This is a genomic window from Flavobacterium sp. (assembly GCF_046153165.1).
In the GTDB taxonomy this organism is placed as follows: Bacteria; Bacteroidota; Bacteroidia; order Flavobacteriales; family Flavobacteriaceae; genus Flavobacterium.
Genome location: NZ_JBJXEN010000071.1, coordinates 44,345 through 70,886 on the forward strand (window position 1 = coordinate 44,345; position 26,542 = coordinate 70,886).

Below are 26,542 nucleotides of genomic sequence, written 5' to 3' on the forward strand. Positions count from 1 at the left end.
ATTTATGATCTTAAAAAGACAGCTTTCTCTTATATGCTTTTTCATTACGCTTTTTGTTAATATAAAAACTATTGCGCAAGTAAATTCATTTGCTGATGATAGCATTATCAAAAAAGTAATACTTTATAAATCTGGAAATAAAGCCAAAAATTATGAAATTACGGCTTATAATAAACTTATTATAACCGCGAATCCTGACCTAATACAAGGAAGGATAGATTCTATTTTTATCACTAAACGAGACAAGAAAATTTTCTCCAAAATAGACTCATCTGATTACAATTTTAAGAGAATTGTATCAAAACAACACTTATATCAGGTAGAAAAAATATCAAAATATCAAATAATTAATAACCAACAGAAAGAAAGGATTCTAGCTACAAAAATGGCAGGTTTTAAGGAGCCTATTTTCGAATACTTTGCACTTCAATTGCAACCATTTTCTGTTTATGATGATAAATATTCGTTAGTAGAAAAAGAATACACAAGTCCAATTTCTACTAAAGGATTAAGGAAATATAATTATACTTTTTTAGAAAAATCTTTTTTAGAAAACAGGAAAGTTTATAAAATTTTATTCGTACCAAAGCAAAAATCAAAAACGGATCAGCTGGAAGGCACTTTGTTTATTGATTCAGAAAAACTTAGTATTGCAAAAATCGAATTAAGGATTTCAGGATTAATAAAAATAAAATCTAATCATTATTTTCAGTATAATAAAGAGTTAGGCAATTGGTTTCCAATAAAAAGTAACCTTTCCATAAGAAAAGGAAATAGTAAAGCCCCAGTAAAAATACTTGGAGAAACGATTACTTTTGAAGGAACAGATTCAAAATTAAATCCAGAAGGGAAAAAGTATGCTTCAGATTTTGTAGAGATAAGATCTAATACAAGCTATTTTGAACCGAAATTTAACCAGATATTAAAAATAAAACATCCAGATATTGCTATATCAATAAGTGAAAATGCTATTTCAAAAAAAGAATCACTTTGGTATAATTATTTTAATGACTCGACTGATGTGAGAAGTAGTACAACCTATTTTTCATTAGATAGTTTAATTCAGAAAAGAAAGTACGAAAAAAAGATTAAAATTGGAAGAAAAGTACTAAAAGGCTATTATCCCATTGGTTTTTTCGATGTTGATTTACGTTATATTTTTCGTTATAATAATTATGAAGGGTTTAGATTGGGGTTAGGAGGTGTCACTAACGAAAAATTAGCCAAGAATTATAAACTAGAAGGATATTATGTTTATGGAACAAAGGATGGGTTTTTTAAAGGCTTTATCTCTAATTCATTTCGAGTAGATAATCGCTCGGAAACTTGGTTGGGTTTTTCATACAAGGATGATGTAAATGAAATCGCAAGTACTTCTTTTGAGATAGATAAACCAACTTTCAAAATTTATGATCCAAGACCACTTAATCTAAGTACTTTCTATAATCATGTTACTTGGAAAGGATTTATAGAAACTAAAATTATTCCAAAAACTGAAAGCATCTGGCAAATTTCGCAAAGTGATATTACCCCTAGATTCGACTATCAGTACAAACTAAATGATGATTTATATACAAATTTTAAATCTACTTTATTAGCAGTTTCCTTACAATGGAATCCGTTTAGCAAATACATGCAAACACCAAATAAAACAATTGAGATAGATAAAAATTATCCAAAATTTACTTTTCAGTTTTCAAAAACAATACCTAAATTATGGAATAATAACTTCAATTTTGGTAAAGTAGATTTTAGATTTGATTATCAAAAAAAGTTTAATTCAAATCATAAATTAATGTTCCTTTTTGAAGGAGGTTATGCTTTCGGAGATATTCCAATTACAAATGTTTATAATCATTCGCCAAATAATTTAAACAAAGATAAAATTATACAACGTATTACTTTTGCAGGAAAAGATAGTTTTGAAACAATGTACTTTAATGAGTTTTTCTCAAATAAATATGCATTTTTTCAATTAGAACATCAATTTCCTAAATTTCAAATTAGTAAAAGAATAAAACCAGTTTTTTCTCTTATTACTAAATACGGTGTTGGAAGTTTAGATAATGCAGATCGACATTTGTACATAAACTTTAAAACCCTAGAAAAAGGTTATATGGAATCCGGGTTTGAGCTAAACCAAATTTATAGAGGCTTAGGATTTGTTGCTTTTTACAGATACGGTCCTAATCAGTTGCCAGATTTTGAAGATAATATTGCAATAAAACTGAGTGTTAAAATAGATTTAGGTCTTTAGTAATTAAGGCTTAATAATTAGTACAGAGGGTAAATTGCTTAACCAGACACTCTGAGAATCAACTAGTTTTTTCCAGCTATCTAGACTAATCATCATTAAATCTTGTTTGATTAAAAATGGTTTCAAAATTTGATAATCACTAACCAAAGTAATGTTATCTGGATATGTTTCTTCCAATGTTTCGATGGCATTTTTTACTAAAAAATTATTTTTAATCTGATTATTTACATCGATAATTTTAATTTTAGAATTGTTATTATAGATAAATTTTTGGATGTAATCTACTAAAAAAGCATCTTCATTTCCGAAAAATGGGACAAAAATTTTATCGGTATAATTTAATTCGTTATCAACAAGAATACCTAAAGGCATTTTATTTTTAGCAATAATTTGACGTGTTCTTTCGTCAAAAATTGAATTAGTAAATAAGCCTTCTTTTCCTGTTATTTTGTCAAGTAATCTATCTGGATTTATAATTCTTGTTGTAAACCCTAAAACCTTACCAAGTAAAGTTCCTTCAAAAATAGATTTCCCTAAACCCACTAAAAGCAAATCATAATCTCCTTGATTTGCTACTTCAGCAATATCTGTCTCAATATCTGTTGTAGCTTTAAAGATGGTATTTATGTCTTGGTTTAATAATTTAGATTCTTCAAGAATAGGAATGAAGGTTTCTTTTTCATATTCTTCAAGGTTAAAGCCATGCATTTCATCACTTACAGATAAGTGCATCGCTGTTATTGTAGAAGCATCTTTTTGTTTTTTAATTAAACTATTTGCTAATCGAAGTAATGATTTCCCTTTTTCGTAGTTTCCAAAAGAGATAAGAATCTTGTATTTATTTGTATCAATATCTTCATCGCCAGCTAGTAAGTTTTTAGATTTGAAAACATAATTTATTAAATCTAATGCAGGTCCAGTCATAAATGTCGTTACTAACGCCATAATGACCATCATAGTAAATATTTCAGAATTTAAAACCCCTAAATCATATCCAATATTTAGAACGACAAGTTCCATTAATCCACGTGTGTTCATTAATGCGCCAATGGTTAAGCTGTCTTTCCAGTTTTGTCCTACAAATTTTGCAGCAAGAGCGCTCCCTATAAATTTTCCGACAACTGCAACCAAAATAATAAATCCTGTAATTTTCCATAAATATGGATCGTTAATTAATCCTATTTGGGTACGCAATCCTGTAAAAACAAAAAATAGTGGTAGCAAAAGAATCAAGGCAACATCTTCAACTTTTTCGATGAAAACATTTCTAAATTTAGAGACGTCAGGCATAATAACACCTGTCATAAAAGCTCCAAAAAGTGCATGAATTCCGATTACTTCAGTGCAATATGAGGACAAAATAAGAGTTAGAAAGAAAATAGCAACAACGGGCTTGCTTAGATTTTCATTATTGGAATATAAATCCCCAACTCTTTTAAAAAAAGGTTTTACAATAAATAACATGAGTAAAACGTAAAGCACAGCTAATCCTATAACATAAAGAGAACTTATAAACGTTCCTGCTTTTACAATGGCAATAACGGCTGCTAGTAAGCACCAGGCAGTAATGTCATCAGCAGCAGCACAAGTAATAACAATGCTACCTAATTTTGTTTTATGAATACCTCTTTCTTGCACAATTCTTGCTAAAACAGGAAATGCAGTGATACTCATGGCAATTCCCATAAATAAACTAAAAGAAAGAAATTCGACACCTTGTGGTGCAAACTTATAATAAACAAAATAGGCTAGCGAGATTCCCAGTGCAAATGGAATAACGATACTTGCATGGCTTATAACTACAGCTTCATTTGCTTTGTTTTTTAGAACTTTAAGGTCTAATTCCATTCCTATGACAAACATAAAAAGGATTAAACCGATTTGGCTCAAAAACTGAAGATTTCCAAGAGATTCAGTTGGGAATAATGCCAGTGAAAACTCAGGAAAATACATTCCCACAACCGATGGTCCAAGAAATATACCCGCAATTATTTCTCCAATTACTGAAGGTTGACCAATTTTTTTGAAAATCCAACCAAAAAAACGAGCTACAATAATTATGGTAATTATTTGACCTAATAAAATTGCTAACGGATGATGAAGATTATGAGTTAATGACTCTAAAAACTGATTCCATTGTGTGTTTTTCGACGAAGGAGCTATAATTCTTCTCCCAATTTCAAGGTTTTTCCCTTGTCCAACAACCCAATAGATTAAAGCTGTAAAAACACCAGTAACAGTAAAATAAAACAATGCATTTTTTAAATTTTTCATAAAAAAATAAGAGAATTATCAGCCTTATATTCTACAAAGATGACAAAATTACCATACAAATAAAAACATTAGATAGATTAATCATCTAAATTTAGCATTAGAAGATAATCTAATTAAAAGTTTTGTTTTATTTAACTAATTTTTAGTGCATTTAATTACCTTTGCAATCCTTTTTAAGCTTTATGAAAAAAATGTTAAGCATAGGATTTTGGGAGTTTATTGCTCGAGTAATCCTTAGAAATAGAATTGTTTTTTTATCAGGAATTGTAATAATTACTATTCTGTTTTCCATGCAATGGAAAAACATTAAGTTTACACAAACCGAAGCCAATCTTATTCCGTTTGATGACCAAATAAATGTAGATTATAGATCTTTCTTGAAAAATTTTGGAGAAGAAGGTAATCTCGTTGTAATTGCAACTAAAGATCCAAAATTATTTACTCCAAAAGTTTATAAAGCGTGGAATGATTTGATGACTAGGATTCAATCAAACAAAGAGGTCGATTTAGTAATTTCTATTAGTAACTTAAAGAAATTAGTTAAAAATGATTCACTCGAAAAGTTTGAACTTATACCATTAATAAATGCTAATAAAACTCAGAATCAAGCCTATTTATCTCAAATAAAATCTGAATTATTAAATAAATTGCCATTTTATGAAGGTTTATTATTTAATAAAAAATCGGGGGCAATTCGTTCGGCTATTTATTTGGACAAAAAAATAATTAATACAAAAGCAAGGAAAGAGTTTGTACTTAATAAATTAATTCCTGAAATAGAAAAGTTTGAAACCGAAACTGGTGTAGATCTTAGAACATCAGGAATGCCATACATAAGAACGCTAAATGCAAAAACAATTCTTGATGAAATAGGTTTGTTTATTGGTGCTGCGCTACTAATAACGGGGCTTATTTTCTTCTTTTTCTTTCGCTCGTTTAGAGCTACACTAGTTTCTATGGTCATTGTGATTATTGGGGTTATGTGGTCTTTTGGATTGTTAGGATTATTAGGTTACGAAATCACAGTGCTAACCGCACTTGTTCCAACATTAGTTATTGTTATAGGAATCCCAAATTGTATTTTTCTAATAAATAAATACCATCAGGAATACCAAGTTCATGGTAATAAAGCTAAATCATTGCAACGTGTTATTACTAAAACAGGAACAGCAACACTAATGACTAACCTAACTACTGCATTAGGATTTGCCACATTTATAGTTACAAATAATGTGCTACTTACAGAGTTTGGTGTTGTAACTTCGATAAATATTATTGCGCTTTATTTGTTATGTCTATTTGTTATTCCAATATTCTTTAGTTATATACCAGCGCCAATTCCAAGGCATTTAGGACATTTAGAACGTGAATATCTTACTTCATTTATGGATTGGATTTTGCGAACTGTAAAGTACAATCGAATAGGCGTTTACATTACTTCAATATGTTTACTGGTTTTTGGTATAATAGGCATTTATGAAATAAGGATTTCTGGGAGTATTATTGAAGATATGCCAAAGAAAACTGCTTTTTTTGATGATATTCGGTTTTTTGAAAAAGAGTTTGATGGTGTAATGCCATTAGAAATTATGATTGATACCAAACGTAAAAAAGGTGTCATGAAACTATCTATGCTAAAACGAATGGAAGAACTTGAAGAGACGATTCAAGAGATTCCTGAACTTGCAAAACCACTTTCGATAGTAAATTTAGTTAAATATTCGAAACAGGCTTACTATAATGGGAATCCTGAATATTATGAATTGCCAACACAACAAGAACAAGCTTTTATTTTGTCGTATGCAAAAAATGCTACACAAAATGCTAAAGAGAACTTGATGAAAAGCTACGTGGATTCGACAGGGCAATTTGCTAGGATTACGACTTTTATTAAAGATGAAAATGGAGAAAAAATGAATGCTATTGAAGCTCAAATAAGAGCCAAAGCCAATAAATTATTTCCGTCGTCACAGTACAATGTCATTATTACCGGAAAAGCTTCAGTTTTCCAGAAAGGAACGCAATATTTGTTAGATAATTTGCTTTCATCATTAGCTTTTGCATTTCTTATTACCTCGTTATTGGTTTTAATTATGTTTCGTTCTATCAAAATGGTAATTGTATCATTAATTCCCAATTTATTACCATTAGTACTTACCGCAGGATTAATGGGCTTTTTAGGAATTCCGCTAAAACCATCAACCATATTAGTTTTCGGAATCGCTTACGGACTTTCGGTCGATGATACTTTGCGTTTCCTTGCCCAATACAGGTTAGAATTAGCTAGAAATGATTGGAAGATAAAAAAATCAGTTATTGCAACGTTTAACGATGCAGGGATTAGTATGTTTTATACTTCGATTGTTTTGTTTTTCGGTTTTTCGGTTTTTATGTTGTCCAGTTTTGGAGGAACAGTAGCGCTTGGAGGGTTAGTAGCAATAACTTTATTCTTCGGAATGTTATCTAACCTAGTTTTGCTTCCAGCACTTGTTTTATCACTAAACAAAACATTATCGAACGAACAAGAATTTATAGAACCTACTATAGATATCTTGGAACATACTGATGCGGAAATTGATGAGTTAGAAAGTAAAAAGTAAATTGCTACTAATCTAAAGATTTTAATAATTTTTCAACTTGAGAATAATCTTCATAGTCTGAAGGAATTGTGAGCAAAATTGCTTTACAAGACTTATAATCTTTTTGTTTAAGTTTAGATAATGCTAAGTACCAAGTTGCGGTGTTTTTATAAATAGATTTTCCTTTTATAATGTCATTTAAAACTATTTCAGAATCTGTAAATCGGTTTTCTTCAAGCAATGAAATGGCATAAAAATATTTAATTTCTGGTCTTGGATATTCTTTTATAACCAACTCAAAATTAATAATTGCTTTTTTATAGTCTTTATTGTTAAAGGCATCTTGTGCTAGCTTTAGTGATTTAACAAGATCACCGCGTTCTGTAAAATGAGCTTCTTCATGTTTATTAAAATCTCCATATTCCGGATTGTCATTTTGAAAAAGCTGTAAACCAAAAAACAAAACAAGAACTGCTGCAATGGCATATACAAAAGTTTTTAATTGAATTATTTTTCCTTTTTTAGGGTTATTTTCTATAAATGATTCTTTTGCGATCGCTTTCAAATTTTCTTTGAACGCATCAGTTTCTGTCGAAAATTTAGTTTTTAAAAACTGATTAGATTCTTTGTGGATTTCAAATTTTTCTTTAAAATCTAAATCATTTTGAAGTTGGTTTTCAAATAGTATTCTCTCTTCCGATGAAAGTTCGTTGCTAAGATAATTTTCAAAGGATAGGTATAATTCTTCGTTCATGATTTAGGATTTTAATGATTTGTATTTGCCTGATTGCTGAATCATTTCTGTAAGTTGTCCTGTGCAAAGTGATTTTTTCTTACGCACATAGCCATAGGTTACATTTAGTTTCTGAGCTACTTCTTCCATCGTTTTTGTCGCAAAACTTAGCTTGAGAACTTCTTGACATTTTTCGCCTAATTTTTGAAACATCTCATCAAATAATGATTGTTTTTCTTCAAAAATTTCAGTTTGATTTGCCATTTCTACTGTCGATTCATCTTTATATACATTATCATCACTAATTGTTACCTCTTTGTTTGTGGCTTTTTTTATTTCGTTTAACCAACGTCTTTTACACAACAAGAAAAAATACGCGTCAAATGGGCAAGTGAGTTGTAATCCCTTTGTTTTTGCTTGATTGTAAATTGTAATAAGCACTTCTTGAATGACATCTTGAGCACGATCTTCGTCTCCAGAATTTGTTTTAATATAGTAAATTACTTTAGGTGCAAATTTTTTATATATAGATTGAATTACTGCTGAATTATTATTAGCAAGACCGTCAACATAAAACTGATCTTCATGACTCAAGCCTGAAAGACGAACGGACGAAGGAATAGTATTATTTGGCATAAAAAACTTTTTTGTCGAAAATAATAAAAAAAAGGGTAACAAATTAAATACTCTGTTGATATGAATATATAAACGATGAATAACAACATCAAAAACTAGAAATCATGAAATCAGAATTTAAAAAATTAGGAAAATTAGCTTTATTAGTCATTACATTAGCAAGTTGCTCACCAAGTAACCCACCATTACCACTTCCTCCTCCTTCGGCTTGTAATACAGTAGGAACAGATTTTCAAAACTTGTATGCTGCAACTCTAGTAAGCAATGCTCTTTATGATAATTATCTCACAATGGATTTAGTTACTCACGAATATACTTTTACAGTTAGTACAAATAAAACTGTTTGTACACTTGGATATCAAGGCAACGCAACTCTTTTTGCGAGTAGTATTCCTTACACGATGGAGATTTATAATAATACAACTAGTACTATGGTTTATTCTGGAAACATCGTCTTTAATTCTGCCTCGACCGATTATCAACCCATTACACCAACACCACTTGTTGCCGGAAATAGCTACACGATTAGACGAAATGCTAATAACTATCTTGGAAACATAGGAAACACAATAGGTAGAATTTGCAGAAAAAACGCTGGGCCAAACCAATTTCCTGCTACTAATGGTGTATTAACTATTACGGCTTCTAATTTTTATGGAAGTGGAGGTCCAGTACCTAACTACGGAATTCCTTACATAGACATTGTATTTCAATAAAAAAATAATTTCAAAACAAGGGTAACAATATCAAACCTTAATTGATATAGCTATACAAACAAATAATAACAATATTAAAACATTAGAAATCATGAAAAATTTTAAAAACATTTCACTAGCAGTATTAGCAACAGCGTCATTAATAAGTTGTAGTAAGAATGATGATGAACCTATTCAAGAATTACCGCCATCATCTCAGGAATTTCAAGGAATTAGGGAAACGGCTTTGCAACATCAAACGCAATCATTTACAGCAACAGCAGGGACTGGAATCATTACACTAACATCGGCAAAAGGAGTAACCATAACATTGGACGGAAATAATCTTACCAAAAACGGGAATCCAGTAACAGGAACTTTCGATATAAAATTCATAGAACTTTTTGACAAAGGAACCATGTTAGTAACAAATAAACCTACAATGGGTGTTATGCCAAGTGGTGATAAGGGAATTTTAATTTCTGGAGGAGAATTTTATATAAATGCTACACAAGGAGGAGTGCAATTGGTAACATTGTCATCAATACAACTAAATGTGCCAAATAACTTATCAGGAGATCCTCTAGATAATACAATGACATTTTGGACAGGAGATACAACCGATTCAGACAATTTAGCTTGGAAAAGAGATGGAGGTACACCAGCGGGAGGTCAAGGTGGTGCTGTAGGATTTAATCAAAATAGCTACAATATGTCTTTTGGAAATTTTGGGTGGACAAATATAGATCGTTTTTATAATGATCCTAGACCTAAAACTCAAATACTAGCTACTGTTCCAGCAGGATATGATAACACAAATAGTTCTATTTATTTGTCTGTAGATGGCGAAGGTCAAAATCAATTAGCGAAATTTGATACTTACAATGCAGTAACGCAGCAGTTTAGCGAACACTATGGTCAAATTCCAATTGGATTATTATGTCACATCATTTTTGCAACCGAAGAAAGCGGGCAATGGAGATATGGTATAAAAGCAGTAACTACAACAGCAGGAGCCGTTTATTCATTTTCGTTAGCTGAAACAACAGTAGGAACTGAAGCCCAAATGATTGCGGCCATAAATGCAATACAATAAAAGTTTAGTTTGCTTGGTTAATTTAGAAAAAGTGATGGTTTGTCTGTCACTTTTTCTTATTTTTAAAAAATATTATGAAACTAAAGACAATACTTGTTGACGACGAAATTCTAAATCTAAAAAATTTAGAAATCATACTAAATGAAAATTTCCCTGAAATAGAAATTCTAGGATCATTTCAAACCGTTATCGATGCAAAATTGTTTATAGAAAATAATCCAATACATTTGCTTTTTCTAGATATTTCGATGCCAATTGAAAACGGATTCGATTTATTAGAATATTTTCCGGTTAGAGATTTTCAAGTAATTTTTGTTACAGCCCACGAAGATTATGCTATACAAGCTATTCGTGTTGGAGCGATAGATTATTTGTTAAAACCTATTTTAACCTCAGAATTGAGAATTGCTATTCATAAAGTTTCGCAAGTTTATAGCTTAACTAATAAACCCAATACGGAGAATAAACTAACTATAACTTACGAAGGAGGAAAATCAATATTAGATTTCGATGAAATTTTGTATCTCAAGGGATTCGATAATATAACAACAATTTATCTTACTCGGAATAGGAAGCTTACAGTGGCAAAAACATTAAAACATTTTGAAGCTGTTTTGCAAACTAATTTTTTTAGAATTCACAAATCATTTATAGTTAACCTGAAATTTGTAACAAAAATTTTAACCCGAGAAGCTTATTTTCTTGAATTGAATGAAGGAACACAATTACCCATTTCTAGGCGTAATTACAAAGATCTAAATGAGGTACTGAATAAATAATTTTGTCATGAAAGTGCTTTTATCCTTCTTATTATGTTTTTTATTTACAATTGCAAACGCTCAAATTCAATACAAATTCAACCATTTTACTACAGATGAAGGCTTGCCATCTAACTCGATTTATAGTATAACTGAAGATAATACTGGTAATATTGTATTGGGAACTGACAATGGTTTAACTTTTTTTGATGGTAACGATTTTAGAAACTATAATATAAAAGACGGGCTTATTAATCCTTATATAACGGCAGTTTCTACAGATGAAAAAGGAACTATTTGGTTGATAAACTACAATGGGAAACTACAAAAATTCAAGAATAATAAAATTGTAAATACACCTATTTTTACAGAGACCTACAACCAATTATTCAATATAAAAGATAAATTATTTTTGTACACAATACAAAACAGGTATAGTAACAAATGCTATGGTTATAACGAAATAAATAAATATAATTGGTTAGTTTTTAAACCAAAAAACACAACTATTTCACAAAGAATTGCACCTCCAATATTAGTTCAAAATAATCAAGAAATACGATTTAAAAATAATAATCTGATTTATAATAATTTGAAAGTTCCGCTTCCTGATGAAGTAAAACTTTTGCATAAAGTGATTTTTAGAAAAAATGATATTTGTCTCCTCGATGAAAGCTCCCTGTTTTTTGTTGATTACAAAGGAAAAATAAAAAATAAAATAATATTGCCACAATCACTTTCTATAAATCCTATATATAAATATGATTTTATTGTTGATAAAGAAGAAAATTGTTGGCTGAGTATTCAAGGCAAAGGACTATTTATACTAAAAAATAATAATTGGAACTCAATTAGCGAAAATTTAGGTTTAAATGCTTCCGACAATATCAATTTTTTATATTGTGACAAAAAAGGAAAAACATGGATTGCAACGAATGAAAGTGGTTTATTTTGCATTCCAGATACGTTTGTTTCGAGCATTCAATTTAAAAATAAAGAAAATTATTTTAACGGTTTTGCCAATTCGTTAGATGAAAAATCATTATTTGTTTCCACAAAATTCAATCTGTATTCTTATAAATCCAAAGAATTAAGTCTATTAGAAAAATCTGAATTAGAAATTAAAATTGGAAATTATAATGATTACCCTATTTTTTACATTCCTATGAATAATGAGATTAGTTGGAATAACGAGACAAATTTACTGACCGTTTCTGGCAAACAAATCATAAAAATGGAGAATAACAAATATTATGTTTTGGCAGGAAATTCAACAATTAATCTCTTTGAAAAAGGGAAAGTAAATTTTAATTCTATTCACTCTAAAATCCCCAAAAAAGAGAAAATAAAACAAGTTATTTTTTATAAAAACGAATACTATTTTAACAATGCCGAGAAAATAAATATCAGAACTTTTGATGATAATTTTATATGTCAAAAAAGAGAATTAAAATTTAAAATAAAAGGTTACATAGAAGATTTTGTTTTTATAAAAGATACCATGTGGATTGCTACCAACAGCACAATTTTTAAAATTTATAACGAAAGAATTGTAGATAGTATTACCCAAGTAAATTATGTAAAACTAGACAATATTCACAAAATAAAACCAATAGGCAATGCTGTTTTCCTTTGTGCAGGAAACGGACTTTTTAAAATTTCTAAAAATAGAAATCGAGTTCTAAATAAGTATAATTTTTTGCCTAATAACGACGTGTATAATGTGTCCTTATTTGATAACGAATTATTAGTTGCAACTAAAGATGGTCTGGGCAAAGTAAACAATAGTTTAATCGAAAAAAAATCAGATCGCCCCATTTTTGATATTTTTTATAACTTAAAAAAAATTCAAAATATCGATATTGAAGCTAAAAAAAATTCAATTAAAATAAATCTTAAAATTCAAAATTTTTATGCTACAAAAAATCAAATAATTCAGTACAAAACTGACGATTCACAATGGATTATTTCTCAAAGTAAAAATCTTTATTTTCAGTCACTTTCGTACGGAAGTCATATTGTTGTTGTTCGTGTTCGAGATGTAAATTCTGACTGGACAACAAAAATAATTCCTGTTTACAAAGAATATCCTTTTTACCTGAAATGGTGGTTTGTTTTGTTCGTAAATATCTTTTTATTGACATTAGTATACGGGATTTATCGTTACCAAATTAAGAAAATAAAAACAAAAAAACAGCAAGAAAATATAACCAATAATAAAATTGTTGAGTTGAGACAAAATGCACTTTCAGCAATGATGAATCCGCATTTTATATTCAATTCGCTTAATGCGATTCAGTATTTTGTAAATAGTAATCAGAAGGAACAAAGTAGCGAACATTTGGGAAAATTAGCGCGATTAGTACGGTTGTTTTTGTCGCAAGCATCAGAGCCATTTATTAGTTTGTCGGAGGAAATAAACAGATTGAAATTGTATATTGAATTAGAACAAGTTCGTTTTAGGAATTTCGATTTTACATTCAACATTGATGAGAAAATTGATATTCATCAAACTAAAATCCCAAATATGATTGTGCAACCTTTTTTAGAAAATGCAATCCTTCACGGTGTTTCACATTTAAAAGAAAATAACGGAAAAATCGATTTAAATTTTCAATTAAAACAAAATAGTATAACAATTGAAGTAATTGATAATGGTTTTGGATTAGATAAAAATAAATTAAAAAATGATTCACATACCTCTAAAGGAATTTCCATAATTACCGAAAGAATAGAAATTTTGCAACAATCCTATCCTGAAAAAACATTTTCAATCACTCAAGAAATTGCCTTTCCTGATGCAATTCGTAAAGGTCATAAAGTGGTTATTGTGATTGCAATTCTAGACTAGAAATACTTTTTTTACCGTTCCCTAAATAAAACCTACCATATTCTAAATGGTTTTGTTTTGTAGCAGATGTTTGCAGTAGTTTTAAGAAATATTAAATTCTAGAAACTATGAACAAAACTACACTTCTAATTATTCTTTCATTTTTTACCGGCTTAAAAATGAGTAGTCAAATTATCCCTGTTAGTTTAGATTACAAAATTGAAAATTCGCCATATATTATTGAGGGTCAAGTTTTAGAAGCGATCTCAAAACAAGATAAACTAAAAACAACCATTTTTACCGATTACACTGTAAAAGTTATTTCAGTTTCAAAAGGAAATATTGCTCAAGAATTTATTATCATTAGAAATCTGGGTGGTACTATTGGAGAAAAAACATTACAAGTTTGCCCTAATTCTCACTTTGATATTGGAGATACAGGTATTTATTTTATTTCTAAAATGTTAGATGGCATTTACGAACCTTCCTTTTTAGGACAATCAGAATATGTTGGCTACAAATTAGAAAAAAACGAGAACAACAAATTTGAGCTTAAAGCAAATTCTTCAGAAAACAAAAACATATTGGCAACAATTACTTCGGTTAGTCCTGTAAATGTTAATGCTGGCATTGGAGATGTAATTACTATTACAGGAACTGGTTTTGGAGTTGGTCCGCCAAGTGGTCAAAAAGTATTGGTAACAAATGCAAATAATACAAACTCATTATTAACACAAGGGAATACATTTAATTATGTAAGTTGGACGGATACAGAAATTAAATACAAAGTGTCTTCTGACGCAGCATCAGGTGATATTGCTGTTGGGTATTTCTCTACTCATATAATCGCTCCACAACCTTTACAAATAAATTATAATGTAAGAGATGCTGTAAATCAAGCAGGAACAAATATTTATCCCATTGTTTTGCCAGCACTTGTAAGTGGTGGAATTATTTTTTCAAAAAATACAAATTTCACAAATAATGATGCTATAAATACCACAAAAATAGCAATGGACGCATGGACTTGCAATACTGGTATAAAATTTAGCATCGATACATTTGATACAACTACAAACATAAACGATACTTCTGACGGATTAAATGTTTTACATTTTGCAAATCTAGGAGCTACAGTTTTAGGGTTAACCTATTCAACTATTACAGCATGTTCAACAACAGGCAGACAATATGTATCTGATGTAGATTTAGGGATCAATTCTAGTATAAACTTCAACTATACTTTGGGTAGAACAACGGCAACGCAATATGATTATTATACTACAGTGCTTCATGAGTTAGGTCATGTTCGCAATTTAGGTCACGTTGGGAGTACAACAGATGTAATGTATGCATCAATTTCTGCGGGTGAACAAAGAAGAAATTTAAATACAAACAATTCAGATGGAGGGTTATGGGTTCAAAACGAAAGCCAAACCGTTACTATCTGCTCCAAACCATTAATGACGGCTGGAACATGCTTGAATTTATCAAATAATGATTTCGAAAATTTAACTAATGAACTTGAAATATACCCAAATCCAGTTGGTGATAAATTACACATTAATACACCAGAAGAAATCCTAAATGTAGCATTATTTGATATTAATGGACGAATTATTAATAATACACTAATTAACAATACTATCGATTTTTCAAATATTAGTAATGGAGTTTATTTAATAAAAATAGTTACTGACAAAGGAATTATCAATAAAAAAATAATTAAAAACTAGAAAACATGAAAAATTATTTAAAAAAAGTTAGCACATTATTTTTGTTAGGAATTACAATTTTAGCTTGTAGCAAATCTGAACCAATTGTTGCTCCAACTATTGCAACGCCTTGCATTACAACCAACACAGATTTTCAGCAATTATATAATCCGTTAAACACGCCAGCATTTCCAGAAAGTTTATCAGGTTATAATAATGCGGTAACTCACGAATATACATTTAATGTTACAAATGCTACTACAATTTGTAGTATAGGATATCAAAGTCAAACTACATTAGCCAGTCAAAACTATCAAATAGATGTTTATGATACCGTTACAAATACCGTTGTTTCATCAATAACATCAACTTTTTCTTCAACAGCTACAAGTTATGTTTCGTTAAACACACCTTTAGCTTTAGTTGTAGGAAGATCTTATAAAATAAAAAGATATGGTCCAGCAACTGCGGCAAATTCAAATGGTGCGGGTCGTTGTGTTAGTAATAATGTTATGGGTGCTGGTAATGTAAGTTTTCCGAAAACATCAGGTAATTTAACAATCACTGATTCTGATTTTTACACTCAAAATCTTAATGGACAAGTAAGTGCGGGGGATAATAATAATTCAATGCCGTATATAGATATTGTTTTTCAATAAATGGGGTAACAAAAACACACATTATTTGATTTATATAAAAAGCGACGATTTATTCGTCACTTTTTTTTAAATTTAAAAATAATTTGAAGCTACCCTAACAATAATTAGGAAGAAAAACACACAATCATGAAACAGTTTCTGTCTATTACCTTTCTTCTATTATTTTTTTGTTTTCCTGAACTTGCCAAGGGACAAACAAAAGTAAAAGACACTATAACTCGTAGAGCTACTATTGGTTACGATAAAAATGGAAACCAAATATCTCTAAAACCTGAAACACCACTACTAATACAAGTAGCAGGTGCTCCAAAAGCCAGTTATTCTTATTTATGGGAAATGGGCGACGGTAATTATAGTAAAGAAACAACACCTAAATATGTTTACAAAAAAAAGGGAGAGTATAAAGTAAATCTTTCGGTTACTAATAATTACGATAACGGAAAGCCGCCTAAAACTCGTCCAAGAACAGTGGTAATAAATGAAATAAGCAATATTCAATTTTCTGAAATTGCTTCACTGCAAGATACCATACAATATAAAATATTCAACAATCGCGAGCCAGTTCCAGAGGAAGAAATGGTAGTCGTTGTTAGTTACAAAAATCCTTTAGATTATGTGACTAATGGGAAATTATATTTCTTTTATAACGATAAAGAATTCAAAAATGACAATTTCGAATTACTAGAAACTAGAATACATTTTGGAGAAAAAGAAGTAATTGAAGATGGTTTTGCTTGTTCAGACGAGATGAATAATGCTGAAGAAAATGTAGCTTCCACAATTTCAATACCAACATTTAGAAACTCATTTTCAACAGAAGAAGATCTAGATTTGACATTATTAGAATCTAAAAAATTATTTAGAAATGTAAAAATTTTAGAGTTTGATAATATGAATGCAAATGAAACTCGCAACCTGTTTTTTACATTCAAAACTACTCCGGAAATGATTAAAGATACTTCGGCAACTGTAAAAATGCGAGGCGTTTATGTTCCTGATAGAAATTACAAAAACCATAAAAAGAAAACACTCGAAATGGAAATTGTAACTTCTCATGATCCCAATAAAATGTCCAGTAATGCTGCATTTATGAACTATCGATTAGTAAGATTCAAAAAAATAAATTTTAAAACACGTTTCCAAAATGATGGAGAAGGTCCAGCAAGAACCATTCGATTAGAAACCGATATTCCTGATATGTTCGACAAAAAAACATTGCAAATTGTGGATTCTTACCCAAAATGCCCTATTTGTCCCAAAGGTGAAGAAGTGAATTATAGCTGTTTAGATACTATTATCAAGCAAAAACAAATACATTTTACTTTCAAGAATATATATCTTTCTGGGAGCACACAAAAAAATGTGACAGAAAAAGACAGTACAAAAGGTTTTGTAAAATATACGATGAGGTTTAATAAAGACTTTCATAAGCAAAGTACTCGAAGTAAAACAGCGATTATTTTCGATAAAAACGAACCTGTAATCACAAATTATGCAACAACCAGATTTTTGCCAGGAATTTCTATTGGCGCAAAAACGGGCTATAACTTATTTACAAATTTAGAAAACTCTAAAAGTTATTTTGTTGCTGCCACAATTTCTCCATACAAATCCTATCGTTGGTATTGGCAAATAGAATGGCAAAATAATTTACATAAATATGAATCTAAGTCGTTGATAAATAATCAACTTGTAAATCCTAATGGCGCCATATTACAGCTTCAACAGACAACTTCGACCACAAGTTTCGATAATTTGGTTATGGAAATTCCGATTTTAATAAGATACAATATTAATAATTATTTTGGTCTTGGGGTAGGAATACAAAATGGAATAAATATTTCTGAGAAGCAAAATTCACTAACAAATATTAAGCTTTACGAAGGGCCAAACACTAATGTTTTGGTTAAAGAAAACAACAAAACAAACCAGCTAAAACAATCTTTTTCTAATTATAAATCGGGAGTTTTATTAGATTTTACAGCTGGTTTTTCTAGAATAGGACCAAGTTTAGGGATTAGATATAATGTAAGTTCCGAGAAAAATTTTAATTATTTACAATTTTATGGAATTTGGAAATTCTAAACACATCTAAATGAGATTTTTCTTTTTTCTTTTTTTACTTACGCAGATGTCTTTTTCTCAAGCTACTTTAGAGAATAAGATTTATGATGCTGTCGATGTTTTTGTAGCAAATCCAAATGTTGAAAGTTTAAAAAAGCTAGAAATTGAAGAAAATAAGTTTAAAGCAAAAACAAAACCTGAATTCCTAGCTTTAGTAATATTAAACTGCAATAAAGCCTATTTCGAGAATCAATTTAGTTTGACCAACCAAGCGATTTCAACTTATGAAAAAGCTTGGCAATTATTCCAGAAAAACAAGCTTGCTAATTATGATATTACGGAATATTGCTTGAAGCCTTTAGGTAATCTTTATACCATTATTGGCGACTATGATAGTGCAGAAAATACGATAAAACAATATTTTTTTATTGCAAATGTAGATGGAAATCAAGAGCAAAAAACAAGTGCAATTCTTAATTTATCAAACGTATACCAAAGTTCAGGAAAAAGTGATTTAGCCATTATTTTATTAAAAAAAACGATTGCAACAGAAAAATTAACAGCAATTCAAAAAGGAATTTTATTAAATAATTTAGGAACAAATTATTTAATCAATAAAAATTATGAGAAAGCTAAAAAAGTTTTAGAAATATCGATAAAGTTATTAAGTGGTGATAAGCAACAATCACAAAATGTATCGAATGCCTACAGAAATTTATCTCAAATTTATAGTCAAGAAAAAAACTTTGTACTAGCTAATTCTTACTTTGAAAAAGCAAAATTAGAATTTGAAAAAACTAAAAATCAAGCACCTCGAAAAATCGCCAAACTTTTTTATGAAAATGCATTATTGCTTTTCGAGCAAAACAGAATTACCGAAGCAAAACTTGCTATTAATGAAGTTTATAAAGCTTTAATTCCAAATTATTCTGATAAAAAAAGCCTTTTACCAGATCAGAAATCACTTTATGCTGAAACTCTTTTGCTAGATATTTTAGACTTGCAGGCTGCTGTTTTACTAAAAGAAAATAAACCTAAAACAGCACTAGAGAGTTATAAGCTTTCTTTTTACATAGAAGATTTGTTTCAGTCATTATTAGTATATGAAAATTCTAAAATTCTATCTCAAATCAGAAGTAGAAACCGAGCTGAAAAATGTATCGAAATTTATGATTATTTTTATCAACAAGAGAATGATATCCATTATATAGAAAAAGCTTTTTTATTATCTGAAAAAACTAAATCTACTGTTCTGAAAAATTATATTAGTCAAAATAGAACCATTTCTAAGGAAGAAAAAACAGTTTTAGAGCAACTACAAAATTGGAATAATATAATTGTAAGAGAGCAGGAAAAACTAGATTTAGCGGATATTTCAAAAATAAATTTTGCTATAAAAAAACAAAATGAATTAATGCTTTTGTTAAAGTCTATCAAATCTAGATCTACAATTTTATCCGATGAGAATATAAATCTGACAAGGTTGTTTCAAAAATTAGAAAAAGATAAAGCGACTCTAATTTCGTATTTTTCGGGTGCCCAAAATATGTATTCATTTACTTTACAGAATCGTGAAATAAAACTTCAAAAATTAGAGAAAGCAAACCAAAACGGCTCTGTGATTCGAAAATTTATTACTTATTTTAGTGATGCAAATGCAATATCAAATGATGTTAGCGGTTATAATAGTTTAGGGAATCAGGTTTATAAATATTTGAAATTGCCACAAAAATCAGCAAATAAAAATCTAATAATTATTCCTGATGGAATCCTGAATTTCTTTCCTTTCGAAGCATTAATAACAAAAAAAAGTACTACCGCAAATTTTGCTAAAATGCATTATTTACTGCATTATTTTAAAATTGGATATAATAATTCAGTTTCATTTTACTTAGAAGAAAAACCATTTCAATATCAAAAAGAAACTATTTTGGGTATTTTTCCAATTTTTGAAAACTCAAATTTAGAACTAGCTTTTTCGAAAAAGGAATTAGAAAATCTAAGCAACCGTTTTGAAGGGAAATATTTAGAAAAAAGTGAAGCTACATTTAATAATTTTAAGGCTAATGCTACACATTTTTCTATCCTTCACCTTTCTACACACGCTTCGTCTGGTAATATTGATGAACCAGCAAGGATACGATTTTATGATCAAGAAATATTGTATTCTGAGCTATATAATTTAAATATAAATCCAAATTTAGTGGTTTTAAGTGCTTGCGAAACTGGTTTAGGAAAATTATACAAATCTGAAGGCGCGATGAGTGTCGCAAGAGGTTTTCAGTTTGCTGGAGCTAAAAATATATTGTTTTCGCTATGGAAAGTAAATGATTATACAACTTCTGTTTTTATGGGTAAATTTTATAAAAATATTGAAAGTGGAAATTCTTATTTCGAATCTAACCAACAGGCAAAATTAGATTTTCTAAATGATGAATCTATTTCAAATGCTAAAAAATCGCCTTATTATTGGAGTGCGATGGTTTATTATGGCACTTTAGAGAATAAAGCAACAACAAATTACTGGCTTTGGATTTCAGTTGTTGGAGTATTGATGATTTTTTTATTTTGGTTTTTTTACAGAAAAAGATATTAGTTTAAATTCTAAAATACAATCTAGAAAATAATAAAAAAAACCGTCTCGTTATAATAACAAAGACGGTTTTATATTTAATTTAAAGTAGCTTATTGGAAATCAGCATCGCTAACACCTTCATTTACTTTAATTTCTGTAGTAGTTAGTTCTATATCTATTCCTACATTCATTACAATTTTATGTGGCATTTTCACTCCTTTTACATCTTTATAGTCGCTAAAGCTTGATGTTTGAGTCATTGTTTGCCCATTTGCTTCACGAACTTCTGAAGCTCCAATTCTTAGGCCAGTAGCTACATCATAATAATAGGTTTTTTTACCATCTTTTATTCCGTATGCATCTTTACCATCAATAGATTGTATAGGTAGTAATGTTACTCCTGTTTTTGTTGCTAGAGTTAATTCTGGAATTGGTTGTGCTTGAGATCTCATTTCAGTTAGCATGTCGCCTTCAAGAACTTTGCGTTGACCTTGTTGCTCCATATAACCAGTTTTATCGTTTACCATTTGCTTCATCATAGTCATTCCCATAGCATTCATTTCAACCAATAATTTACCAGTAGATGTTTTAACAGATAATTCCATTGGCATACCTTGTATGGTTGCTGTAGATTTTGAAAATGTTGTTTTTATCGCTTTTACAGCTTTTTCACCACCTATTGCTGCAATATATTTGTCCAATACAGATTTTACAGTTACTGATGCATCTACTTTTTTAGTTACAGGTTTCTCTATTGGATTACCATATTTATCAAAGAAAAACATTGGTATTTTTGTTTTTTCCAATCCAGGTAATACCTCAGAACCTTTTCCAACTACTATAATTCTTAGATTATCTGCTAAAAAATATTTGTTAGCCACTCTCATAATATCATCGGCTGTTACCAAGTTTATATTCTTGATGTAGTTTTCGTAGAAATCTTTTGGTAAGCCTTCTTTTTCAATGTTTAAAGCATATCTAGCTACTGTTTCTGGCTTTTCTACTTGCATCACAAATTTACCTACATAACCTGCTTTTACATTGTTTAAGACTTCATCAGTTACTTTTTCGCTTCTGATTCTTTTAATTTCTTTAATCGCTTCAACAACTGAACTATCTGTTACAGCATTTCTAACTTGAGCATTGGCTTTAAACTTAGTTGATACGTATTTGTTAAAACCAACATTAGAATAAGATCCATAAGTCCAACCGTGTTTTTCGCGTAAATTCATATTCAAATATCCATTAAAATCTCCTCCAAGAACTTGGTTGGCTAAGATTAAAGGAAAAAGATCAGGATCTGACATTTTTACATTGATAGTATTTACAATCGATATTTCAGATTGTACAGCATTTGGCATATCTATAAAGTTAATTTGTGAATACTGCACATTTTTTGGATTCGAATAACTTACGTTTGGTGCTTTTGCACTTGCCCAATTTGAGAAAAGATTCTCAACTTCTTTTTTCACATCTGCTAGTTTCACATCTCCAAGCACGACTAAATAAGCGTGCTCTGGAACAAAATAAGTATTATAATTTGTTTGTATGTCTGCTAAAGAAATGTTTTTAATAGTTTCTTCTGTTAAATATTCTCCTGACGGATGATTTTTTCCAAATGCTAAAACATTTTCTACTCTACCAGCTACAGCTGTAACACTTTTTTCTTGAGATTTTAAAGATTCTATTAGTTTATCTTTTTCTTTATCAAGTTCTTCTTGTGTAAAATTAGGTTGTAATAATCCTTCTGCAGTAAGTTCTAATATTCTTTTAGCATATTTAGAAAGTCCGCTAGCAAATGCCCCAGATGGAGAGAAGCTGATATCTGCTCCTAAGTAATCTATTTCTTCATTAAAAGCATTTTTTGATGTTTTTGTTGATCCGTTACCAATTAGGTCTCCTAACAAATCACTCACACCTTTTTTATTGCCTTCAGCATAAGGTGCATTGTCTGTAGATAGACTAAAAGAAACTCTAGGCAGTTTGTGGTTCTCTACAACTAATACTTTTAGACCGTTTGGTAAAGTAAAACTTTCAGGTTTTTTGATGTTAATTGTTGGTGATGGTCCTGGTTTAGGTTGTGTTCTATCTTGTGCTTGCATCATAACAGTTAGTAACAAACTTGATATTAAAATGGTTATATTTTTCATATTCATTGTTTTATTTTTTGTCAGCTTTTGCTGGAACGTAGTCTAAAATTAATCTTTGATTTGGATTTAAATATTTTTTAGAAATGGCTCTTATTTCTTCTGGAGTTATAGATTGATACATTTCATTTTCGGTATTAATTAAATTAACATCACCATATAACAAATAATATGAAGCTAAATTAGACGCAATTCCTTCTACATTAGAATTGTCATTTACATAATTACTTTCATATTTGTTTTTAAGTTTTTCTAATTCCTTATCAGAAATTAATTCTGTTTGTAGTTTTGTGATTTCTTCATCAACTTCTTTAACTAAATCAGAAATTGTGTTTTTTCCTTGCGGTAAACCATATATTATGTAAGTACCATAATCTTCTTGACTGTTGTTGAAAGCACCTATTTGTAATGCCATTTTTTTATCATCAACAATTTTCTTATACAATCTAGAGCTTTTTCCGTCACTCAAGATAGTTGATATAAAATCTAAAACTCTTGCATCTCTTGTTTTCATTGATGGTGTTCTGTATGCTGTTATCATCATTGGTATTTGAACATTTGCATCTTCAAAAGTCGCTTGTATTGGTTTTGTAATTGGGTCTTCTACAAAAGTTTGTCTTACAATTGCAGGACCTTTGCTTATAGATCCAAAATATTGCTGAATCCACTCTTTAGTTTGTGAAATATTGCTAATGTCTCCAGCAACTACTAAAACAGCATTGTTTGGAATATAAAACTTTTTATTAAATGCTTGGAATTCTTCTAGTTTTGCAGCATCTAAATGTGCCATATCTCCAATAGTAGTCCAACGATACGGGTGCTTAGTAAACATGTTTTTCTTTACTTGCGCCATTAGTTGTCCATAAGGTCTATTGTCGTAATTTTTTCTCTTTTCCTCTTTTACAACTTCATTTTGAGTGTCAACCCCAATTTTGTTTATTACAGGATGCATTAGTCTTTCAGATTCCATCCATAACCCTAATTTTAAACTATTAGAAGGGAAAACTTCGTAGTAGTATGTTCTATCATCAGTAGTGTTTGCATTATTTACTCCGCCATTTCCAGAAACGATTTTAAACCATTCCCCACGTTTTATGTTTTCTGTTCCTTCAAATAAAAGATGTTCAAAAAAGTGAGCAAATCCAGTCCTATCTGATTGTTCATCTTTTGCACCTACATGGTACATTACAGAAGTAATTACCACTGGCGCAGATGAGTCATTGTGTAAAATAACGTGAAGCCCATTACTTAAATCGTATTCCTCAAAAGCAACCTTTTGAGCTAAAGCATTCCCTCCTAGCATAAGCATTGAACTTAAAGCGATTAATGATTTTTTCATAAAAATTTATAAAATGTTTGTTGATTTAACTATTGGTATTAAAATAGTTACTCTTGTTACGCCAAATGTACTTTATTTAAAAAAAAAGCTGAATTGTTTTTAACTTAATTTTAGGAAAAATTGAAATTTTATACAATTAACCGTATTTTTTTAAAGTCAACTTGCTTGTTTCATAAATAGTTGTATATTTGCAGACTTAAAAAAATTAACTAAACATTATTGTTATGTACGCAATCGTAGAGATAGCAGGGCAACAATTTAAAGTAAGCAAAGACTTAAAGGTTTATGTACACCGTTTGACTAATGAAGAAGGATCAAAAGTTTCTTTTGATAAAGTTCTTTTATTAGACGACAATGGCACAATCACTTTGGGCGCCCCAGCTATAGAAGGTGCTTCAGTAGAAGCTAAAGTGTTACAACACTTAAAAGGAGACAAAGTAATTATTTTCAAAAAGAAAAGAAGAAAAGGTTACAAGAAAAGAAACGGTCACAGACAGTATCTTACTCAAATTGTAATTGAAAGCATTTCAGCTTCAGGTGCTAAAAAAGCAGCCCCAAAAGCAGAAAAAGTTGCAGCTCCAAAAGCAGAAAAATTAGTGGATGCTCCTGTAGCAGAAGCTAAAGCTCCAAAAGCTAAAGCTGCTAAAGCTGATGATTTGAAAATCATTGAAGGTATTGGTCCTAAAGCTGCTGAAGTATTAGTTGCTGCTGGAATTGATACATTCGTAAAATTAGCTAAAACTAAAGCAGAAAAAATCAATACGATTTTAGATGCTGCAGAAGCTAAAGTACAACATTTAGATCCAACTACTTGGGCGCAACAAGCACAACTTGCTGCAGACGGTAAAATGGATGAATTAAAAAAATTACAAGACGAGTTAAACGGTGGTAAAGCTGTTTAATTAATATTAACTTATAAAACCAAAACGTCATGGCTCACAAGAAAGGTGTCGGTAGTTCGAAAAATGGTAGAGAATCAGAATCAAAACGCTTAGGTGTTAAGATTTTTGGTGGTCAAGCTGCAATAGCTGGAAATATCATTGTTAGACAAAGAGGTTCTAAACACAATCCAGGAGAAAACGTTTACATGGGTAAAGATCATACTTTACATGCAAGGGTTGACGGATTAGTGAAATTTCAGAAAAAAGGTGAAAACAAATCTTATGTTTCTGTAGTTGCTTTTGAAGCTTAGTCTAAACTAACTTATAGTTTACAAAACGTCCAAGAAATTGGACGTTTTTTTTTTGTTAAAAACGTTCAAATATAAATTTAACAAAATTGATCAGTTACAATTTCTGTAAACTTGATATATTCTTGTATTATTTAATACCTTTGACCTTTATTTATTTTTTATGAGCAAAATTAGAATTACCAAGCAATTTAGTTTCGAAACTGGTCATGCTTTATACGGTTATGATGGGAAATGTAAAAATGTTCACGGACATAGTTATAAACTTTCAGTAACGGTTATTGGAATTCCAATTTCTGATAGAAACAATGTTAAATTTGGAATGGTAATCGATTTTTCGGACTTAAAAAAAATTGTAAAAGAAGATATTGTAGATGTGTTTGACCACGCTACTGTTTTTAACGAAACTACTCCACATATAGAATTAGCAAAAGAACTTAAATCTCGTGGACACGAAGTGATTTTAGTAGATTATCAGCCTACAAGTGAGAATATGGTAATAGATTTTGCTAAGAAAATAAAGAGAAGATTACCGGAATCAATAAAATTATATTCTTTGAGATTGCAAGAAACAGAAACTTCTTTTGCGGAGTGGTTTGCAGAGGATAATTAATTTAAGGATATTTATAAAAACAAAAGAGCTGTCTTAATTAAGACAGCTCTTTTGTTTTTATAATTGTAATGTTTACTTAAAAGCAGGAATTCCAGTAATATCCATTCCAGTAATCAATAAGTGAATATCGTGAGTTCCTTCGTAAGTGATAACACTTTCTAAATTCATCATATGACGCATGATCGAATATTCTCCAGTGATTCCCATTCCTCCAAGAATTTGACGTGCTTCACGAGCAATATTTATTGCCATGTCTACATTATTTCTTTTTGCCATCGAGATTTGAGCAGTTGTTGCTCTTCCTTCATTTCTTAAAACACCTAAACGCCATGTTAGTAATTGCGCTTTGGTAATTTCGGTAATCATTTCGGCTAATTTCTTTT

At 29.9% G+C, this 26,542-nt stretch carries 19 protein-coding genes; 13 read left to right on the forward strand and 6 right to left on the reverse strand.

Annotated features, from left to right (window positions below; translation table 11 throughout):
• Positions 1-4 precede the first annotated feature (4 nt).
• Complete coding sequence (locus ACKVOV_RS08275) at positions 5-2,257, forward strand: DUF5686 family protein (RefSeq protein ID WP_409206286.1); 2,253 nt, start codon at positions 5-7, stop codon at positions 2,255-2,257.
• 3 nt (positions 2,258-2,260) lie between these two features.
• Here ACKVOV_RS08275 and ACKVOV_RS08280 read toward each other — a convergent pair whose 3' ends face one another.
• Positions 2,261-4,531 carry a cation:proton antiporter gene (locus ACKVOV_RS08280; protein ID WP_409206287.1) on the reverse strand — a complete coding sequence of 757 codons (2,271 nt, stop codon included), beginning with the start codon at positions 4,529-4,531 and terminating at the stop codon, positions 2,261-2,263.
• Positions 4,532-4,713: 182 nt separating this feature from the next.
• Between ACKVOV_RS08280 and ACKVOV_RS08285 the strand changes: the two genes are divergently transcribed.
• Positions 4,714-7,131, forward strand: coding sequence for an efflux RND transporter permease subunit (locus tag ACKVOV_RS08285; RefSeq protein WP_409206288.1), 2,418 nt, complete (start codon positions 4,714-4,716; stop codon positions 7,129-7,131).
• 7 nt (positions 7,132-7,138) lie between these two features.
• On the opposite strand, the gene ACKVOV_RS08290 is transcribed toward ACKVOV_RS08285, so the two are convergent.
• Both ACKVOV_RS08290 and ACKVOV_RS08295 read right to left on the reverse strand, forming a co-directional pair.
• Positions 7,139-7,864, reverse strand: coding sequence for a tetratricopeptide repeat protein (locus tag ACKVOV_RS08290; protein WP_409206289.1), 726 nt, complete (start codon positions 7,862-7,864; stop codon positions 7,139-7,141).
• 3 nt (positions 7,865-7,867) lie between these two features.
• On the reverse strand, positions 7,868-8,479 hold the full coding sequence (locus ACKVOV_RS08295) for an RNA polymerase sigma factor (protein ID WP_409206290.1): 612 nt from the start codon (positions 8,477-8,479) through the stop codon (positions 7,868-7,870).
• A gap of 104 nt (positions 8,480-8,583) precedes the next feature.
• Here ACKVOV_RS08295 and ACKVOV_RS08300 point away from each other — a divergent pair, with 104 nt between their 5' ends.
• From ACKVOV_RS08300 to ACKVOV_RS08335, 8 genes are all read left to right on the forward strand, one after another.
• A complete protein-coding gene (locus ACKVOV_RS08300; protein WP_409206291.1) occupies positions 8,584-9,195 on the forward strand; it encodes a hypothetical protein in 612 nt (203 codons plus the stop codon).
• Positions 9,196-9,286: 91 nt separating this feature from the next.
• On the forward strand, positions 9,287-10,270 hold the full coding sequence (locus tag ACKVOV_RS08305) for a hypothetical protein (RefSeq protein ID WP_409206292.1): 984 nt from the start codon (positions 9,287-9,289) through the stop codon (positions 10,268-10,270).
• Positions 10,271-10,344: 74 nt separating this feature from the next.
• A complete protein-coding gene (locus ACKVOV_RS08310; RefSeq protein ID WP_409206293.1) occupies positions 10,345-11,049 on the forward strand; it encodes a LytR/AlgR family response regulator transcription factor in 705 nt (234 codons plus the stop codon).
• 7 nt (positions 11,050-11,056) lie between these two features.
• Positions 11,057-13,879: a histidine kinase gene (locus ACKVOV_RS08315; RefSeq protein ID WP_409206294.1), complete on the forward strand. Its 2,823-nt coding sequence runs from the start codon at positions 11,057-11,059 to the stop codon at positions 13,877-13,879.
• 158 nt (positions 13,880-14,037) lie between these two features.
• A complete protein-coding gene (locus tag ACKVOV_RS08320; protein ID WP_409206295.1) occupies positions 14,038-15,594 on the forward strand; it encodes a T9SS type A sorting domain-containing protein in 1,557 nt (518 codons plus the stop codon).
• A 5-nt stretch (positions 15,595-15,599) separates the two neighbouring features.
• Positions 15,600-16,232 carry a hypothetical protein gene (locus ACKVOV_RS08325; RefSeq protein ID WP_409206296.1) on the forward strand — a complete coding sequence of 211 codons (633 nt, stop codon included), beginning with the start codon at positions 15,600-15,602 and terminating at the stop codon, positions 16,230-16,232.
• Positions 16,233-16,358: 126 nt separating this feature from the next.
• Positions 16,359-18,317, forward strand: coding sequence for a PKD domain-containing protein (locus ACKVOV_RS08330; RefSeq protein WP_409206297.1), 1,959 nt, complete (start codon positions 16,359-16,361; stop codon positions 18,315-18,317).
• Between the two features lie 10 nt (positions 18,318-18,327).
• Positions 18,328-20,892 (forward strand): CHAT domain-containing protein, encoded by a 2,565-nt coding sequence (locus tag ACKVOV_RS08335; protein WP_409206298.1) that lies wholly within the window; start codon positions 18,328-18,330, stop codon positions 20,890-20,892.
• An 89-nt stretch (positions 20,893-20,981) separates the two neighbouring features.
• Here the strand turns inward: ACKVOV_RS08335 and ACKVOV_RS08340 are convergent, their stop codons facing one another.
• Together ACKVOV_RS08340 and ACKVOV_RS08345 are read right to left on the reverse strand one after the other, a co-directional pair.
• Positions 20,982-23,021, reverse strand: coding sequence for a M16 family metallopeptidase (locus tag ACKVOV_RS08340; protein WP_409206299.1), 2,040 nt, complete (start codon positions 23,019-23,021; stop codon positions 20,982-20,984).
• 10 nt (positions 23,022-23,031) lie between these two features.
• On the reverse strand, positions 23,032-24,357 hold the full coding sequence (locus ACKVOV_RS08345) for a M16 family metallopeptidase (RefSeq protein WP_409206300.1): 1,326 nt from the start codon (positions 24,355-24,357) through the stop codon (positions 23,032-23,034).
• Between the two features lie 224 nt (positions 24,358-24,581).
• Here ACKVOV_RS08345 and rplU point away from each other — a divergent pair, with 224 nt between their 5' ends.
• The 3 genes from rplU (at position 24,582) to ACKVOV_RS08360 (ending at position 26,159) form a co-directional block, all read left to right on the forward strand.
• Complete coding sequence (gene rplU / locus ACKVOV_RS08350; RefSeq protein WP_409206301.1) at positions 24,582-25,259, forward strand: 50S ribosomal protein L21; 678 nt, start codon at positions 24,582-24,584, stop codon at positions 25,257-25,259.
• A gap of 29 nt (positions 25,260-25,288) precedes the next feature.
• On the forward strand, positions 25,289-25,549 hold the full coding sequence (rpmA, locus tag ACKVOV_RS08355; RefSeq protein ID WP_409206302.1) for a 50S ribosomal protein L27: 261 nt from the start codon (positions 25,289-25,291) through the stop codon (positions 25,547-25,549).
• A 160-nt stretch (positions 25,550-25,709) separates the two neighbouring features.
• Positions 25,710-26,159, forward strand: coding sequence for a 6-pyruvoyl trahydropterin synthase family protein (locus ACKVOV_RS08360; protein ID WP_409206303.1), 450 nt, complete (start codon positions 25,710-25,712; stop codon positions 26,157-26,159).
• A gap of 72 nt (positions 26,160-26,231) precedes the next feature.
• Here ACKVOV_RS08360 and ACKVOV_RS08365 read toward each other — a convergent pair.
• On the reverse strand, positions 26,232-26,542 hold a 311-nt coding region (locus ACKVOV_RS08365; protein WP_409206304.1), incomplete at its 5' end, for an acyl-CoA dehydrogenase family protein.

Bases quoted from the DNA above. Each gene is read 5' to 3' on its own strand.
- ACKVOV_RS08275 (WP_409206286.1), top strand. From the start codon at position 5: ATGATCTTAAAAAGACAGCTTTCTCTTATATGCTTTTTCATTACGCTT.
- ACKVOV_RS08280 (WP_409206287.1), bottom strand. From the start codon at position 4,531: ATGAAAAATTTAAAAAATGCATTGTTTTATTTTACTGTTACTGGTGTT.
- ACKVOV_RS08285 (WP_409206288.1), top strand. From the start codon at position 4,714: ATGAAAAAAATGTTAAGCATAGGATTTTGGGAGTTTATTGCTCGAGTA.
- ACKVOV_RS08290 (WP_409206289.1), bottom strand. From the start codon at position 7,864: ATGAACGAAGAATTATACCTATCCTTTGAAAATTATCTTAGCAACGAA.
- ACKVOV_RS08295 (WP_409206290.1), bottom strand. From the start codon at position 8,479: ATGCCAAATAATACTATTCCTTCGTCCGTTCGTCTTTCAGGCTTGAGT.
- ACKVOV_RS08300 (WP_409206291.1), top strand. From the start codon at position 8,584: ATGAAATCAGAATTTAAAAAATTAGGAAAATTAGCTTTATTAGTCATT.
- ACKVOV_RS08305 (WP_409206292.1), top strand. From the start codon at position 9,287: ATGAAAAATTTTAAAAACATTTCACTAGCAGTATTAGCAACAGCGTCA.
- ACKVOV_RS08310 (WP_409206293.1), top strand. From the start codon at position 10,345: ATGAAACTAAAGACAATACTTGTTGACGACGAAATTCTAAATCTAAAA.
- ACKVOV_RS08315 (WP_409206294.1), top strand. From the start codon at position 11,057: ATGAAAGTGCTTTTATCCTTCTTATTATGTTTTTTATTTACAATTGCA.
- ACKVOV_RS08320 (WP_409206295.1), top strand. From the start codon at position 14,038: ATGAGTAGTCAAATTATCCCTGTTAGTTTAGATTACAAAATTGAAAAT.
- ACKVOV_RS08325 (WP_409206296.1), top strand. From the start codon at position 15,600: ATGAAAAATTATTTAAAAAAAGTTAGCACATTATTTTTGTTAGGAATT.
- ACKVOV_RS08330 (WP_409206297.1), top strand. From the start codon at position 16,359: ATGAAACAGTTTCTGTCTATTACCTTTCTTCTATTATTTTTTTGTTTT.
- ACKVOV_RS08335 (WP_409206298.1), top strand. From the start codon at position 18,328: ATGAGATTTTTCTTTTTTCTTTTTTTACTTACGCAGATGTCTTTTTCT.
- ACKVOV_RS08340 (WP_409206299.1), bottom strand. From the start codon at position 23,021: ATGAAAAATATAACCATTTTAATATCAAGTTTGTTACTAACTGTTATG.
- ACKVOV_RS08345 (WP_409206300.1), bottom strand. From the start codon at position 24,357: ATGAAAAAATCATTAATCGCTTTAAGTTCAATGCTTATGCTAGGAGGG.
- rplU (WP_409206301.1), top strand. From the start codon at position 24,582: ATGTACGCAATCGTAGAGATAGCAGGGCAACAATTTAAAGTAAGCAAA.
- rpmA (WP_409206302.1), top strand. From the start codon at position 25,289: ATGGCTCACAAGAAAGGTGTCGGTAGTTCGAAAAATGGTAGAGAATCA.
- ACKVOV_RS08360 (WP_409206303.1), top strand. From the start codon at position 25,710: ATGAGCAAAATTAGAATTACCAAGCAATTTAGTTTCGAAACTGGTCAT.